General features: G+C 73.4%; 13 protein-coding genes and 1 rRNA gene. 10 read left to right on the forward strand and 4 right to left on the reverse strand.

What is annotated here, in order from left to right:
* Positions 1-6: 6 nt before the first annotated feature.
* Positions 7-1,740: a DUF5719 family protein gene (locus ABT048_RS06095; RefSeq protein WP_350520080.1), complete on the forward strand. Its 1,734-nt coding sequence runs from the start codon at positions 7-9 to the stop codon at positions 1,738-1,740.
* A 71-nt stretch (positions 1,741-1,811) separates the two neighbouring features.
* On the opposite strand, the gene ABT048_RS06100 is transcribed toward ABT048_RS06095, so the two are convergent.
* Positions 1,812-2,264, reverse strand: a complete 453-nt coding sequence (locus ABT048_RS06100; protein WP_350520081.1) for a metallopeptidase family protein — start codon at positions 2,262-2,264, stop codon at positions 1,812-1,814.
* Between the two features lie 164 nt (positions 2,265-2,428).
* Here ABT048_RS06100 and ABT048_RS06105 point away from each other — a divergent pair, with 164 nt between their 5' ends.
* The 6 genes from ABT048_RS06105 to ahcY all read left to right on the forward strand — a co-directional run bounded on the left by ABT048_RS06105 (position 2,429) and on the right by ahcY (position 8,791).
* Positions 2,429-2,794 carry a DUF3499 domain-containing protein gene (locus tag ABT048_RS06105; RefSeq protein ID WP_350520082.1) on the forward strand — a complete coding sequence of 122 codons (366 nt, stop codon included), beginning with the start codon at positions 2,429-2,431 and terminating at the stop codon, positions 2,792-2,794.
* A 128-nt stretch (positions 2,795-2,922) separates the two neighbouring features.
* Entirely contained in the window at positions 2,923-4,308 is a 1,386-nt protein-coding gene (locus ABT048_RS06110; protein ID WP_350520083.1) for a phosphomannomutase/phosphoglucomutase, read from the forward strand.
* A gap of 111 nt (positions 4,309-4,419) precedes the next feature.
* Positions 4,420-4,602, forward strand: coding sequence for a Trm112 family protein (locus ABT048_RS06115; protein WP_280686052.1), 183 nt, complete (start codon positions 4,420-4,422; stop codon positions 4,600-4,602).
* A gap of 59 nt (positions 4,603-4,661) precedes the next feature.
* Positions 4,662-5,906 carry an SIS domain-containing protein gene (locus tag ABT048_RS06120; protein ID WP_350520084.1) on the forward strand — a complete coding sequence of 415 codons (1,245 nt, stop codon included), beginning with the start codon at positions 4,662-4,664 and terminating at the stop codon, positions 5,904-5,906.
* 82 nt (positions 5,907-5,988) lie between these two features.
* Positions 5,989-6,966 (forward strand): cation diffusion facilitator family transporter, encoded by a 978-nt coding sequence (locus ABT048_RS06125; RefSeq protein WP_350520085.1) that lies wholly within the window; start codon positions 5,989-5,991, stop codon positions 6,964-6,966.
* A gap of 376 nt (positions 6,967-7,342) precedes the next feature.
* Positions 7,343-8,791, forward strand: a complete 1,449-nt coding sequence (gene ahcY, locus ABT048_RS06130) for an adenosylhomocysteinase (RefSeq protein ID WP_350520086.1) — start codon at positions 7,343-7,345, stop codon at positions 8,789-8,791.
* A gap of 76 nt (positions 8,792-8,867) precedes the next feature.
* Here ahcY and ABT048_RS06135 read toward each other — a convergent pair whose 3' ends face one another.
* Both ABT048_RS06135 and ABT048_RS06140 read right to left on the reverse strand, forming a co-directional pair.
* Positions 8,868-9,947 (reverse strand): hypothetical protein, encoded by a 1,080-nt coding sequence (locus tag ABT048_RS06135; protein WP_350520087.1) that lies wholly within the window; start codon positions 9,945-9,947, stop codon positions 8,868-8,870.
* Positions 9,944-10,456 (reverse strand): SigE family RNA polymerase sigma factor, encoded by a 513-nt coding sequence (locus ABT048_RS06140; RefSeq protein WP_350520088.1) that lies wholly within the window; start codon positions 10,454-10,456, stop codon positions 9,944-9,946. Before ABT048_RS06140 ends, ABT048_RS06135 begins: the two co-directional genes overlap by 4 nt.
* A 121-nt stretch (positions 10,457-10,577) precedes the next feature.
* Between ABT048_RS06140 and ABT048_RS06145 the strand changes: the two genes are divergently transcribed.
* Positions 10,578-11,216 carry a hypothetical protein gene (locus tag ABT048_RS06145; RefSeq protein WP_350520089.1) on the forward strand — a complete coding sequence of 213 codons (639 nt, stop codon included), beginning with the start codon at positions 10,578-10,580 and terminating at the stop codon, positions 11,214-11,216.
* 56 nt (positions 11,217-11,272) lie between these two features.
* On the opposite strand, the gene ABT048_RS06150 is transcribed toward ABT048_RS06145, so the two are convergent.
* Positions 11,273-12,298: an RDD family protein gene (locus tag ABT048_RS06150; protein ID WP_350520090.1), complete on the reverse strand. Its 1,026-nt coding sequence runs from the start codon at positions 12,296-12,298 to the stop codon at positions 11,273-11,275.
* 288 nt (positions 12,299-12,586) lie between these two features.
* Here ABT048_RS06150 and ABT048_RS06155 point away from each other — a divergent pair, with 288 nt between their 5' ends.
* Both ABT048_RS06155 and ABT048_RS06160 read left to right on the forward strand, forming a co-directional pair.
* The gene (locus tag ABT048_RS06155) at positions 12,587-13,591 is read left to right on the forward strand and encodes a stage II sporulation protein M (RefSeq protein WP_350520091.1); all 1,005 of its coding nucleotides are present in this window, start codon (positions 12,587-12,589) and stop codon (positions 13,589-13,591) included.
* A gap of 583 nt (positions 13,592-14,174) precedes the next feature.
* Positions 14,175-14,267 (forward strand): 16S ribosomal RNA (locus ABT048_RS06160); the annotation flags it as partial.

Below are 14,267 nucleotides of genomic sequence, written 5' to 3' on the forward strand. Positions count from 1 at the left end.
CCCGCGATGAAGAAGCCCGCATTCAGGAAGAAGTCCGGCGCCGACGAGGCCCCCGAGCCCGTCGGGACGGCCTTCGCGCCGGAGCCGGCCGCGTCCGCCCCGGCCGCCGGGCCCGGCCGGTTCGCCGGGAAGGCCGGCGGGACGAGGACCACCCCGTCCCTGCTCGCCGCGGCCGTGGTGCTCGCGGCGGTGTTCGGCATCGCCCAGGTGCGCCCGCCGGCCGCTCCCCCGGCCGAGGCGGCCGGGGGAGCGGCCGCGACCACCGCGCAGGTCGAGCGGACGGGGGCGGTCTGTCCGCAGCCGCTGCAGGGCCTGACCGGCTCGACCACGCTCACCGCCTACACCCCGCCCGGGACGGGCTCCGCCACCGGCGGCGCCGGCTGGCTCTCCGACGCGGCCGCGCCCGCGGTGGCCGCCCAGCCCTCCGGCACCCCCTCCGCTGCGGCCACCCCGACGGCGACCGCGACCGCGACCCCGGCCCCGACCGGCTCGGGCGCCCCGACCGCGCAGGCCAAGGACAAGAACGCCGCGCCCGCCGACGCCCGGCTGACGCTGGCCAAGCCCGGCACCCCGGCCACCGGACCGGCGGGCAACGGGGACACCGCACCCGGCACCGGGGCGCTCGCCACCGGCGCCCTCGCCCCGGGCTTCACCGTCACCCAGACCACCGTCGTCACCGAGCCGCGCGGCCTCGGCCTGTCCGGACTCACCTGCACCCCGGCGGGCACGAGCTTCTGGTTCGCCGGGGCCAGCACCGCCGCCGACCGGGTCGACTACCTGAGCCTGGTCAACACCGAGTCCTCCGCCGCGGTGGTCGACATCAAGCTGTACGGGGACAAGGGCCTGATCGACAACGACGCCGCCAACGGCCTGACCGTCGCCCCCGGCAGCTCCCAGTCCGTCCTGCTGTCGACCCTCAGCAAGGGCGCCGTCACCGACCTCGCGGTGCACGTGGTGGTCCGCTCCGGCCGGGTCGGCGCGGCGCTGCACGCCGCCGACGGCGGCAAGGGAGCCGACTGGATCCCGGCCTCGGCCGCCCCGGCCGCCACCCAGGCGATGGCCGGCCTGCCCGCCGACACCTCCGCCGCCCGACTGGTGGTCTGGGCGCCGCCGGAGGACGACGCCGACCTGAAGATCCAGCTCTCCGGCAAGAACGGCTGGTTCTCCCCGGCCGGCAACGAGTCGATCCACGTCAAGGCGGGCATGGTGGCCGCCGTCGACCTCGGCAAGGTCACCCGGGACGAGGTCGCCGGGCTGCGGCTGTCGCCCAGCGACCCCAAGCACCCGACCCCGATCGTGGCCGGTCTGCGGATCGACCGGGCGGCCGCCAACGGCAAGACCGACGCGGCCTGGCTCACCGGCAGCGACCCGGTCGGCGCCCGCGGCAGCGTCGCCGACAACCGGGCCGGCGGCTCCACGCTCTACCTGACCTCCACCGGCGACGCGGCCACCGTCCGGGTCACCGCCTCGGCGGGCAGCGGCGGCGGCACCCCGGCCACCAAGGAGGTCCAGCTCCCGGCCGGCGGCACGGTCGCCCTCCCGGCGCCCGAGCCCGCCGGGCTGAACGGCGTCTTCGCGCTCAGCGTGGAGACCGTCTCGGGCGGCCCGGTGGTCGCGGCCCGGATGCTGTCCATCCCCACCAAGGACGTGCCGATGTTCACCGTCCAGGCGCTGCGCGACGACCGCAGCACCGTCAAGGTCCCGCAGGCCGCCCAGGACCCGGGCGTCGTCCTGAACTGAGCGAGGACGGCCGGCGCGGCCGGGACGGCGAGGACGACGGGGGGCGGCACCGGTGCGGTGCCGCCCCCGCGTCAGTCCTCGTCGTAGCGCGGGTCGATGGCGTCCGGCGAGAGCCCCAGCAGCTCGGCGACCTGCTCGATCAGGATCTCGTGCACCAGCGCCGCCCGGTCCTCCCGGGTCTTCGCCCGGATCTCCACCGGCCGCCGGTAGACCACGATCTGGCTCTTGCGCCCCTGCTTGCCCGGCGACACCCGCCCCAGCGGCACGCCGTCCTCGGCGTCGGCGCCGTCCGGCTCGTGCAGCGGCACCTCCTGGACGGCGAACTCCACCTCGATCAGTTGCGGCCACCGCCGCTCCAGCCGCTCGACCGACTCGCGCACGTAGTCGTCGAACAGTTCGGAACGGGTGAGCGAGATCGGCACCTGCGGCGGCGCCAGCGGGCCGCGCATCCCCCTGCCGTGCCGGTCGCGGTGCCGGGGGCGGCGCGCTGGGCCTGTCGATGACTGCGGTGCGGAGCTGTCCATATCACTGCCGAGAGTAGTCCTTGGACGGTCGGAAGTGGACCACTCCGGCGGGGAATCGCCCGGGGCGGCCGATACGCGTCCCCGGCGCCCGGAGGGCGACACGGCACACCCTCCGGGCAGGCGGTCTTCGCTCCCCGGCGGGGAGTGCGGTACCGTCCACCCTCGTGAGCTCTGTACGTCGTTGTTCGCGGACCGCGTGCGGCCGGCCGGCCGTCGCGACGCTGACGTACGTCTACGCGGACTCGACCGCCGTCCTCGGCCCGCTCGCCACCTACGCCGAGCCGCACTGCTACGACCTGTGCGCCGAGCACGCCGAGCGCCTCACCGCCCCGCGCGGCTGGGAGGTCGTCCGGCTCGCCGCCGAGGCCGGGCCGCTGCGCCGCAGCAGCGACGACCTGGAGGCCCTCGCCAACGCCGTGCGCGAGGCCGCCCGCCCGCAGACCCCCCGTCAGGGCCGCGCGCCCGAGGGCGAGTCCACCGAGGGAAGCCGCCGCGGCCACCTCCGGGTGCTGCGCTCGCCCGACAACTGACGCCTGTCCCGGCACGGGGCGTTCGTCCGGCCCGGGTACGCTGCCGGTCTACCGCCACCGCGCCCGTCGACCGGACGGGCGGTGGCCGTACCGTGACCGACCAGTACAGAGACCAGGGTGGAGCCGCAGTGCGCGACCTCAAGCAGCTCGTGAAGGCGTACGACGTCCGAGGCGTCGTCCCGGACCAGTGGGACGAGAGCCTGTCCCGGGCCTTCGGTGCCGCGTTCGTGCAGGTCACCGGCGCGTCCGCGATCGTCGTCGGCCACGACATGCGCCCCTCCTCCCCGTCGCTCAGCCTGGCCTTCGCCGAGGGCGCCGCGGCCTACGGCGCCGACGTGGTGCAGATCGGGCTCTGCTCGACCGACCAGCTGTACTACGCCAGCGGCAAGCTCGACCTGCCCGGCGCGATGTTCACGGCCAGCCACAACCCGGCCCAGTACAACGGCATCAAGCTGTGCCGGGCCGGCGCCGCCCCGGTCGGCCAGGACACCGGCCTGTCCGAGATCCGCGAGCTGGTCGAGTCCTGGACCGCCGAGGACGACACCGTCACGATCCCGGCCAAGGACGTGAAGCCCGGCGCGCTCTCCGCGCAGGAGACCCTGCGCGGCTACGCCGACCACCTGCTGGGCCTGGTCGACCTCACCGGGATCCGCCCGCTGAAGGTCGCGGTCGACGCCGGCAACGGCATGGGCGGCCACACCGTGCCGACCGTCTTCGACGGCCTGCCGATCGAGCTCGTCCCGATGTACTTCGAGCTGGACGGCACCTTCCCGAACCACGAGGCCAACCCGCTCGACCCGAAGAACCTGGTCGACCTGCAGGCCAAGGTGCGCGAGGTCGGCGCCGACGTGGGCCTGGCCTTCGACGGCGACGCCGACCGCTGCTTCGTCGTCGACGAGCGCGGCGAGCCGGTCTCCCCGTCCGCGATCACCGCCCTGGTCGCCGCCCGCGAGATCGCCCGCGCCCGCGCCGCCGGCGAGGACGAGCCCACGATCATCCACAACCTGATCACCTCCTGGACCGTCCCCGAGGTGGTCCGCGAGCTGGGCGCCAAGCCGGTGCGCACCCGGGTCGGCCACTCCTTCATCAAGCAGGAGATGGCCGTCACCGACGCCGTCTTCGGCGGCGAGCACTCGGCCCACTACTACTTCCGCGACTTCTGGCGCGCCGACACCGGCATGCTGGCCGCGCTGCACGTGCTGGCCGCGCTCGGCGGGCAGCCGGGCACGCTGTCCGCGCTCACCGCCGAGTACGACCGCTACGCCGCCTCCGGCGAGATCAACAGCACCGTCGCCGACCAGGCCGCCAGCACCGCCGCCGTCCGCGCCGCGTACGCCGGCCTGGAGGGCACCGAGGTGGACGAGCTGGACGGCCTGACCGTGGCCGGGCCGGACTGGTGGTTCAACCTGCGCGCCTCCAACACCGAGCCGCTGCTGCGCCTGAACGTCGAGGCCAAGGACCCGGCGAAGATGGCCGAGCTGCGCGACGGCGTGCTCGCCGTCGTCCGCGGCTGAGCGGACGCACCTGAGCGGACGCGCCTGACCTCGGCGCCCGGTGCCCCGGCCGGTAGGGTTTCCTATCGGCCGGGGCACCTCCGCGCCACCACCGAACTTTGGAGAGCCCCCATGAAGCTCGAATCCTTCCTGCTGGAGATCCTGGTCTGCCCGCAGTGCCGGGCCGCGCTCACCGAGGGCGGCACCGAGGAGCAGCCCGAGCTGGTCTGCACCGGTGCGGACTGCGGCCTCGCGTACCCGGTCCGCGACGGCATTCCGGTCCTCCTGGTGGACGAGGCCCGCCGCCCGGCCTGATCCTTGGGGCGAAGCCCCACCCCGCCAGCCGCTCAGGACCGCAGCCGGAGGCCCGCCGCATGCTCGACGACACCCTGCTCGACGACCCGGCCGCCCTCCAGCGCGCCGACCAGGACCGCGCCCTGCTGGCCCTGGCCGGCGCCGGCGCCAGGGTCCGGACCGCGCTGCGCCAGGCCGACGCGGCCGGCCTCGACCGGCTGCGCCCGGACGGTCGCCCGCGGGCCGTCCTGGTCGCCGGGCACGGCAGCGCGCTGACCGCGGCCGGGATGCTGGCCGCGCTGGCCGGCACGTCCAGCCTCGTGGTCGCACTGCCGCCGACCGAGGCGGCCGCCCCGCGCAGTGACCGGGCCGGCGCCCCGCCCGCCTTCACCACCGGGCTCGGCTGGCAGCTGCCCGGCTGGGCCGGCCCGCTCGACCTGCTGGCGATCAGCTCCGCCGACGGCGGCGAGCAGGGCCTGGTCGCCCTCGCCGAACAGGCCTACGCGCGCGGCTGCTCGATCGTCGTCACCGCCCCGGCGGGCAGCCCGCTGGCCGAGGCCGCACTGCAGGTGCGCGCACTGCCGCTGCCGTACGTGACCTCGGTGCTGCCCGAGGACGGCCCGCCCGCCGCGGCCGCCGAGCCGGACCTCCCGGCCGAGGACCCGGCCGCGCTGTGGTCCCACCTCACCCCGCTGCTGGCGCTCGCCCAGAAGATCGGCCTCACCCAGCTGCCGTACGACGCGCTGCCGGGCGTGGCCGACCTGCTGGACGCCACCGCCGTGCGCTGCCGCCCGGACGCCGCCGCGTACACCAACCCGGCGAAGGGACTGGCGGCGCGGCTGGCCGGGACGGTCCCGCTGCTGTGGGCGGAGGACCCGATCGCCGGGGCCGCCGCCGCCCGCTTCGCCGCCCAGCTGGCCGACCGGGCCGGGCGGCCGGCGCTGGCCGGGGAGCTGCCGCAGGTGCTCACCGCCCACCGCGGCATGTTCACCGGGCAGTTGGGTGCGGGTGCGGACCCGGACGACTTCTTCCGCGACCGCGTCGAGGAGCCGGACCCGCTGCACCTGCAGGTCCTGCTGCTGCGGCACACCCCGGGCGCGGCCGGGACGCAGGGCGAGCAGGACGGCCCGGTCGAGGTGTCGGAGGAGGACGCCGGCCCGCGCAGCTTCGGGGTGACCAGGGCGCACCGGCTGGCCGCCGCGCACGACGTCCGGCTGACCGAGTACGCCAGCACCCGGCCGGACGCGCTGCTCGGGCTGGCAGACCTGGTCGCGCTGACCGATTTCGCCGCCGTCTACCTGGGCCTGGCTGCCGCGCAGTCCTGAGACGGTCGACCGGGCCGGGCCGTGCGGCCGGTACGGTAAGCGGTCGAGGACGCTGACCCGAACCCGTGAAGGACATTCAGGCATGAGTACCGAAGGCGGCACCAAGGCACTGGTGGCGGCGCTGTCCGCGAATCTGGCGATCGCGGCGGCCAAGTTCACCGCCTTCGGCTTCACCGGTTCCTCGTCGATGCTGGCCGAGGGCGTGCACTCGGTGGCCGACTCCGGCAACCAGGTGCTGCTGCTGGTCGGCAGCAAGCGGGCGCGCCGGGAGGCGGACGAGGAGCACCCCTTCGGGTACGGCCGCGAGCGCTACGTGTACGCCTTCCTGGTGGCGATCGTGCTGTTCAGCGTCGGTGGTCTCTTCGCGATCTACGAGGGCTGGCACAAGGTCAACCACCCCGAGGCGCTCGACTCCTGGGTCTGGGCGGTCGGCGTGCTGATCTTCGCGATCGCGATGGAGGGCTGGTCCTTCCTCACCGCGATGCGCGAGTCGGCGAAGCTCAAGGGCCGGCAGAGCTGGACCCAGTTCATCCGCACCGCCAAGGCGCCGGAACTGCCGGTGGTGCTGCTGGAGGACACCGGCGCGCTGATCGGCCTGGTGCTCGCGCTGCTCGGCGTCTCGCTCACGGTGATCACCGGTGACGGCGTCTGGGACGGCATCGGCACCCTGTGCATCGGCGTCCTGCTGGTGGTGATCGCCGTGGTGCTCGCCCTGGAGACCAAGTCGCTGCTGCTCGGCGAGTCCGCCGACAAGGACTCGGTGCGACGGATCCGCGAGGCGCTGGTGGACGGCCGGTCCGTCACCGGGGTGATCCACATGCGGACCATGCACCTCGGCCCGGAGGAGCTGCTGATCGCCGCCAAGATCGCCGTCAACGCCGAGGACAGCGCCGCCCGGGTGGCGGAGGCGATCGACGCGGCGGAGGAGCGGGTCCGGGCGGCCGTCCCGATCGCGCGGGCGATCTACCTGGAGCCCGACGTCTACAGCGCCGAGAAGGCCGCGGCGGGCGAGGACCCGGCCGCCACGCCCGGCGGGCCGGGCCCGGAGGCCTCGCACTGACGGGCCACTGACGGGCCGGGCCGGGGCTTCGGCCCCGGGCGACCGGAGGCCTCGCCGAGGCCCTGGGGCCGGGCTTGAGACCCGGTCGGATCGGGGGCCGAAATCGGTCATCGGCAGACGGCTCATGGGGCCGGCGGTGTAGATTCGTCACCAGAGCCAGAACGTCGCTGCTGATGGCGGTCGATCGGCGGCCCGCCCCCGTAGGGTGTGCGCCGGTCGAGGGAGAGAGGTCCTCCGACGGTTTGTGCTGCGCAGGGAGCCGGTCCGCCACCGCGGGGATCCGGTGGTCCCGGCGTGGCCGTGCACCCGTACGGCCTGCCATGCGCGATGCACATCCGGACCTTCGGCCCCACCCCCATCAGCGAGGAGCAGACGCATGTCGACCGACATCACCGGTGACTTCAAGGTCGCCGACCTTTCCCTGGCGCCGTTCGGCCGCAAGGAGATCCAGCTGGCCGAGCACGAGATGCCCGGTCTGATGGCGATCCGCGCGGAGTACGCCGAGTCGAAGCCGCTGGCCGGCGCGCGCATCACCGGCTCGCTGCACATGACGATCCAGACCGCCGTGCTGATCGAGACCCTGACGGCGCTCGGTGCCGAGGTCCGCTGGTGCTCCTGCAACATCTTCTCCACCCAGGACCACGCGGCCGCCGCCATCGCCGTCGGCCCGGAGGGCACCCCGGAGAACCCGCAGGGCATCCCGGTCTTCGCCTGGAAGGGCGAGACCCTGGACGAGTACTGGTGGTGCACCGAGCAGGCGCTGACCTGGCCCGACGGCAAGACCCCGAACATGATCCTGGACGACGGCGGCGACGCCACCCTGCTGATCCACAAGGGCGTCGAGTTCGAGAAGGCCGGTGCCGCGCCGGACCCGTCCACCGCGGACAACGACGAGTTCCGGATCATCCTGGAGCTGCTGAACCGCACCCTGAAGGACACCCCGAACAAGTGGACCGAGGTCGCCGCCACCATCAAGGGCGTGACCGAGGAGACCACCACCGGTGTCCACCGCCTGTACGAGATGCACCGTGACGGCCAGCTGCTGTTCCCGGCGATCAACGTCAACGACGCCGTCACCAAGTCGAAGTTCGACAACAAGTACGGCTGCCGCCACTCGCTGATCGACGGCATCAACCGCGCCACCGACGTGCTGATCGGCGGCAAGGTCGCCGTCGTCGCCGGCTACGGCGACGTGGGCAAGGGCTGCGCCGAGTCGCTGCGCGGCCAGGGCGCCCGCGTGATCATCACCGAGATCGACCCGATCTGCGCGCTGCAGGCGGCGATGGACGGCTACCAGGTCACCACCCTGGAGGACGTCGTCTCGATCGCGGACATCTTCATCACCACCACGGGCAACAAGGACATCATCCTTGCCTCGCACATGGAGAAGATGAAGCACCAGGCGATCGTCGGCAACATCGGCCACTTCGACAACGAGATCGACATCGCCGGCCTGGCGAAGCTGCCCGGCATCGTGAAGACCGAGGTCAAGCCGCAGGTCCACGAGTGGCGCTTCGCCGACGGCCACACCATCATCATGCTGTCCGAGGGCCGCCTGCTGAACCTGGGCAACGCGACCGGCCACCCGTCCTTCGTGATGTCCAACTCCTTCGCCAACCAGACGATCGCCCAGATCGAGCTGTTCACGAAGACCGAGCAGTACCCGATCGGCGTCTACGTGCTGCCGAAGCACCTGGACGAGAAGGTCGCGCGCCTGCACCTCGACGCGCTGGGCGTGAAGCTGACCACCCTGACCAAGGACCAGGCCGACTACATCGGCGTTCCGGTCGAGGGCCCGTACAAGCCGGAGCAGTACCGCTACTGATGCGGTGTCGCTGACGCTCTGACGCCGGTGGCCGGCACCCCCGCCCGGGGGTGCCGGCCACCGGCGTTCGGCTCGTTCAGCGGACGATCACGTCGGAGGTCCAGGTGCTCGGGTCCGGGCCGAGGGCTTTGGTGTGGGCGAGCAGCCACGGCAGCCCGCCGAGCTGCGCCAGCGAGGGCGGCAGCTCGGCCCCGGCTCCGACGCACACCTGCACCCCGTTGTCCGCGGAGCACGGGCCGGTGATCGGCGACCCGTCCTTCCCGGTCGGCGACGCCGTTGACCCGGCGACGGACGGCTTCACGGACAACCAGACGGTTTTGCCCTCCGCCTCCAGCATCAGCCACATGCTCCAGGGGACCTTGGCGTTCGCGTCCGGACGCGCCAGCTGGACGTTGGTGACCTCGAACGCCGCGGGCAGTCCGGTGATCCGCACCGGCAGCGGGACGTCCCACGTGCCGTACCGGACCCCGGCGGCCACCTTGTGCAGGACCTCCCGGGCGATGTCGGCGGGCCGGCCGTCGGTGCCCGCGAGCTCCGCCCAGCGGCCCGAGGGCGTCAGCCACCGCAGGGTGGGCTGGTGGTCGTACGGCGGCGCGTCGGATACCACCCAGTAGGCGCTCCGGCCGTCGACCGGCTCGGCCTCCTCCGCCCGGACCGTGCTTCCGGGCGTCCCGGTCATCGAGGGCCGCGCCCCGGCCGGGTACAGCCTGAGCTGCAGCCGCGGGGCGTTCCCGCCCCGGCCGTTCGCCTCCAAATCGAACCCGTGGAAGGCGGATTGGTACCCGACACCGTTGTCACCGTCGGCCCACTCCGGCAGCCAACCGAACCGGAGCTCAGGGGTCAGCGGGTCGGCCCCGGTCCGGGTCGGTGCGGCGGTCGGTGACGGCACGAGCGTCGGGGGCGCGGTGGTGGCCACCGCGGGTCCGGCGGGCAGCACGGGTGCGGCGGTGCCGGAGCCCGGAAGCAGGAGGGCGGCGCCGGCCACCACCGCGGCCGTCGCGCCCGCGACGCTGCCGAGCACGGCCAGCCTGCGCCGGCGAAGCCGCGTCGCGCCCTCGGCCAGGGAGCGGCCGGCGTCGAAACCCGGAGGCGGAGCCGGTTCGTCGGCCAGCGCCGCCAGACGGTTGGCCAGGTCGTGGGGATCCGTGGTGGTCATGACATCCTCTCGGCGACGGCGGGACGGGCGGTGAGCCTGCTGCGGAGGGTGTCCAGCGCACGGGAGCTCTGGCTCTTGACGTTCCCGGAGGAGCAGCCCAGGGCCTCGGCGGCCTGCTCGATCGACAGGTCGCAGTAGTAGCGGAGCACCACCGTGGCCCGCTGGCGGGGCGGGAGCGCGGCGAGCGCCCGGCGCAGGTCGAGGGAGGCGTCCAGGTCGACGCCGCCGGCCACCGCGTCCGGGTCGGCCTCCGAGCGGACGGTGCGGCGCCACCACGGGGAGCGCTGCTCGGCCAGGAACGTGTTCACCAGGACCCGGCGGGCGTAGCCGTCCCGGTTCTCCATCCGTGCGGCCCGCGCCCAGTTCACGTACAGCTTGGTGATCGTCTCCTGGACCAGGTCGTCGGCCCGGTGCCAGTCCCCGCACAGCAGATAGGCGACCTTCCGCAGCCAGCCGCTCCTGGAGGCCACGTACTCCGTGAACTCCGCGTCGCGCGTCTGCTTCGCCATCTGCACCCCCTCTCGTAGTGGCGGCGGCACCGATCCGGTGCCGTCCACCCCCCTAATGCGCGGGGCACCGCGGAACGTTGCACGTGAGTCGGACCCGGAACGCGCACGTAGTCTTTCGGGCATGCCCAATGGCCGGTACTCGCTCCACGACACCCACGACCACGTCCTGCTCGGCGAGGAGCGTTTCAGCTGCGCTCCCGGGGCGGCCGGGTGGCGGTACGTGTCCAAGACCTACGCGCCGGACGGCCGGGTGATCGGCGGCGTCGACCTCACGCTGGACTCGCGGGCCCGGCCGCTGCGGATGGAGCTGCGGGCCGGGGGCTGGCAGGTGCGTGGCGGCGCGGTGGACGGGGTGGCCTGGGTGCGGACCGACCCGGCGGACCCGGGCGGCGAGCACGCGGCGGAGGGGCACGACCGGGCGCACGCCTTCACCGGCCGTTCGCCCGGCTTCCTGGTCGCCACCGCCCGGCTGCTGCGGCTGCGGGAGGGGGCGAGCGCGCGGGTGCGGCTGGTGGCGTTCACCGAACCGGTCCTGGCGCCGCGCACGCTCGACCAGGGGTGGTTGCTGGAGGGCGTCGACACCCACGAGACGGACTCGGGGCCGCTGCTCGTCGAGCGGTACCAGGTCGCGGACCTGGAGACGGGGGAGCAGCAGGTCGTCCACCTGGCGGGGGACGTGGTGCTGGCGGCGGGCGGGATCGAGCTGGAGGAGCTGGAGTCGCCGCCGAACGCCTGGCGGGTGGGGGAGGACGAGGAGTAGCGGGCCGCGGGACCGCCGGTGGCCGGGCCGGGCCGCGGCTGGGGCGGGCCCGTGGCTCAGGAGGGCGGGGCGAAGCCGGTGCCGGCGGCGGGCTTGTCGAAGGACGGGACGGCCGGCGCGACCGGGGCGGGGGCGGGGGCGGCCGGCACGGGCGCCGGTGCCATGGGTACCGGTGCCGTGGGCACCGGGGAGGTCGGCGCGGGGGCGCTCGGTACGCCGAGGACCCGGAGCGGCCGTCCGTCGGCGGTGCCGGGCACCGGTCCGGAAGCCGGGCGGGGCGCCGGGACCTGCGGGGGCACCGGCCCGGCCGCCCACAGCTGCTGCTGGGCGCGCGTCCACTCCCGCCGCTGGCGCTCGGTGAGCACCGCGCCGAGGTACGCCGCCGGGTGCAGCCCCGGGGGAACGGGGTGGCCGATCCGGGCGGACAGGTCCTCGGCCAGCCGGGCGGTCATCCGGTTCATCACCGCAGGGTCCAACTGGCCGATCCGGCCGAGCAGTTGGCGCACGGCGAGCCAGAGCGGCTCCGGAACGGCCGAGAAGTCCATCGCGACCAGCTCGGGGCCCATCGTCTGGAGCAGGTGCGGGTGCACCGGCGGCAGCGGGGTGGCGGAGCCGCCCGCGCCCGGGGTGCGTTCCCGGACGACCACCGTCCCGGCGAAGATGTCGCCGAGCCGCCTGCCCTCCGAGTTCACCGCCGAGGTGATCACGGCCGGGGAGCCGGACAGCGCGATCAGCTCGAAGAACCCGACCAGCCCGCGCACCAGCGAGTGCCGGAACCGCACCGGGCCACCGTCGGTGCGCACCACCCGCAGGCCGAGCGCGGCCTTGCCCAGCGAGCGCCCGTGGCTGAGGGTCTCGACCATCACCGGGACGGCGACCAGGAAGAACACCATCATGCCGATCACGGTCGCTGCCAGGGCAGCGCCGTCGAGGCCGACCAGCGCGACGCTCAGCAGCAGCGTGACCACCAGCAGGGCGGCGAACTCCACGAGCAGGTCGAGCACGATCGCCAGTGCCCGACTCGGCAGCTTCGCCGTCTGCAGGCCGAGGACGACCGCCTCACCCGTCACCAGGTCGCTCAAGACACCTGTCCGTTCACGCTCTTGGAGCCCCTGCGGCTCGCCCTTGGGGACCCGGGACCGCCGGGGGCGGCAGCGCTGTGGAGGGAATCGGCCCGGACCGGCCCCCCACGCCCCGCTCTCCGCAGTCTGATCCGCAGTCGCCAACATACGGGGCCCGGCGGGCGCGCGGGAAGTGAGATCCCCGGGGGCGGTCGCCCGGGGCGCTGCTGGCATGCTGGGCCGCACGTGTCCGTCCGTACCCGCCCGCGCACGCACGTCCGCGCCCACCGCCGATCATGGAGCCGCCGAATGGACCTGGACGTCTTCGTCGCCACCCACCAGGGGGAGTGGGCACGGCTGGACGCTCTCGCCCGCCGGCGCCGGCTCAGCGGCGAGGAGGCGGACGAACTGGTCACCCTCTACCAGCGCACCACCGGCCACCTCGCCAAGGTCCAGGCCGCCGCGCCCGACCCGGCCGTGCTGAGCCGCCTGACCGGCCTGGTCTCGCGCGCCCGCAGCGCGGTGACCGGCTCCCGCACCAACGGCTGGCAGGACGTCGCCCGCTACTACACGGTGAGCTTCCCGGCCGCCCTCTACCGCGCGCGCCGCTGGTGGGTGCCGGTCGCGGTCCTCTCGCTGCTCGGCACCGTACTGCTCGCCTGGTGGATGGCCACCCACCCGGAGGTCCGCAACAGCCTCGTCGCCCCCGACCGCCTGCGGGAGCTGACCCGCCCCGGCGGACAGTACGAGGCCTACTACTCGGACCGGCCGGCCAGCTCCTTCGCCGCGCAGGTCTGGACGAACAACGCCTGGATCGCCGTGCAGTGCCTGCTCTACGGGATCGCGCTGGGCATTCCGGTGGTCTACGTGATGTGGACCAACGTGGTGAACCTCGGCATCGGCGTCGGGCTGATGGCCTCCGCCGGGCGCCTCGACGTATTCCTCGGTCTGCTCATCCCGCACGGCCTGCTGGAACTGACCGCGGTGTTCGTGGCCGGCGGCCTGGGCCTGCGCCTGGGCTGGACCGTCATCGATCCCGGTCCGCGCACGCGTGCCGTGGCCCTCGCCGAACAGGGCCGCTCGATCATCGGGATGTCGATGGGGCTGGCCACCGTGCTGGCGGTCTCCGGCGTCCTCGAAGCCTTCGTGACCCCGTCCGGCCTGCCCACCTGGGCACGAATCGCCATCGGTGTCCTGGCGGAGGTGGGCTTCCTCCTCTATGCGCTGGTGCTGGGGCGAAAGGCCGCCGAGGACGGCGAGTTCGGCGATGTGGACGCGGCCGACCGGGCCGACCTGCAGCCTGTCGCGGCCTGAGCCGCGTGATCAACACCCCTCTGAGCTGCTACTCTTCCCTCATCCGGCCAAACCATTGACGTGGTGAGGGTGGGCTAGTAGGTTTGAACGGTTGGGACTGACTGGACAACGGTCGGGCCCGGGCGTTAGTGTCTACGACACCGCCGAATCGAGGCGAGCGCGTTTCACGAAATGCGCGCCCTCCGACGAAGCAAATCCCACGGACTGAGCACACCGAATGCTTTGATAAGCTTCGGAGCGAAGTTTGCAGGAAATCCCGCCAGCGGGAATCGGATGAATGAAACTCCGGAAAACGGAGCGGAAAACGTCTGATAAGCTGGAAACACGAAAGAACGAAGCCCGGAGGGTCCGCTGGAAGGCGGTCCGAAGGAAGCGTCCGTTCCTTGAGAACTCAACAGCGTGCCAAAAGTCAACGCCAGATATGTTGACATCCCCGGCCTCAGATTGTTCTGGGGTTGGAGATTCCTTTTGAAATAAACACTAGCGAGGACGCAGTGCGCGGGGCCGCCCTATTCCGGTGGTTGCCGTGCCGCTCAACGCGGGTGTCGACCGGCGCTCTTAATTGGGTACTGCCGGGAAAGCATTCACGGAGAGTTTGATCCTGGCTCAGGACGAACGCTGGCGGCGTGCTTAACACATGCAAGTCGAACGGTGAAGCCCTTCGGGGTGGATCAGT

The organism is Kitasatospora sp. NPDC096140 (assembly GCF_040303045.1).
In the GTDB taxonomy this organism is placed as follows: domain Bacteria; phylum Actinomycetota; class Actinomycetes; order Streptomycetales; family Streptomycetaceae; genus Kitasatospora.

Bases quoted from the DNA above. Each gene is read 5' to 3' on its own strand.
- ABT048_RS06095 (WP_350520080.1), top strand. From the start codon at position 7: ATGAAGAAGCCCGCATTCAGGAAGAAGTCCGGCGCCGACGAGGCCCCC.
- ABT048_RS06100 (WP_350520081.1), bottom strand. From the start codon at position 2,264: ATGGACAGCTCCGCACCGCAGTCATCGACAGGCCCAGCGCGCCGCCCC.
- ABT048_RS06115 (WP_280686052.1), top strand. From the start codon at position 4,420: ATGAAGCTCGAATCCTTCCTGCTGGAGATCCTGGTCTGCCCGCAGTGC.
- ABT048_RS06120 (WP_350520084.1), top strand. From the start codon at position 4,662: ATGCTCGACGACACCCTGCTCGACGACCCGGCCGCCCTCCAGCGCGCC.
- ABT048_RS06125 (WP_350520085.1), top strand. From the start codon at position 5,989: ATGAGTACCGAAGGCGGCACCAAGGCACTGGTGGCGGCGCTGTCCGCG.
- ahcY (WP_350520086.1), top strand. From the start codon at position 7,343: ATGTCGACCGACATCACCGGTGACTTCAAGGTCGCCGACCTTTCCCTG.
- ABT048_RS06135 (WP_350520087.1), bottom strand. From the start codon at position 9,947: ATGACCACCACGGATCCCCACGACCTGGCCAACCGTCTGGCGGCGCTG.
- ABT048_RS06140 (WP_350520088.1), bottom strand. From the start codon at position 10,456: ATGGCGAAGCAGACGCGCGACGCGGAGTTCACGGAGTACGTGGCCTCC.
- ABT048_RS06145 (WP_350520089.1), top strand. From the start codon at position 10,578: ATGCCCAATGGCCGGTACTCGCTCCACGACACCCACGACCACGTCCTG.
- ABT048_RS06155 (WP_350520091.1), top strand. From the start codon at position 12,587: ATGGACCTGGACGTCTTCGTCGCCACCCACCAGGGGGAGTGGGCACGG.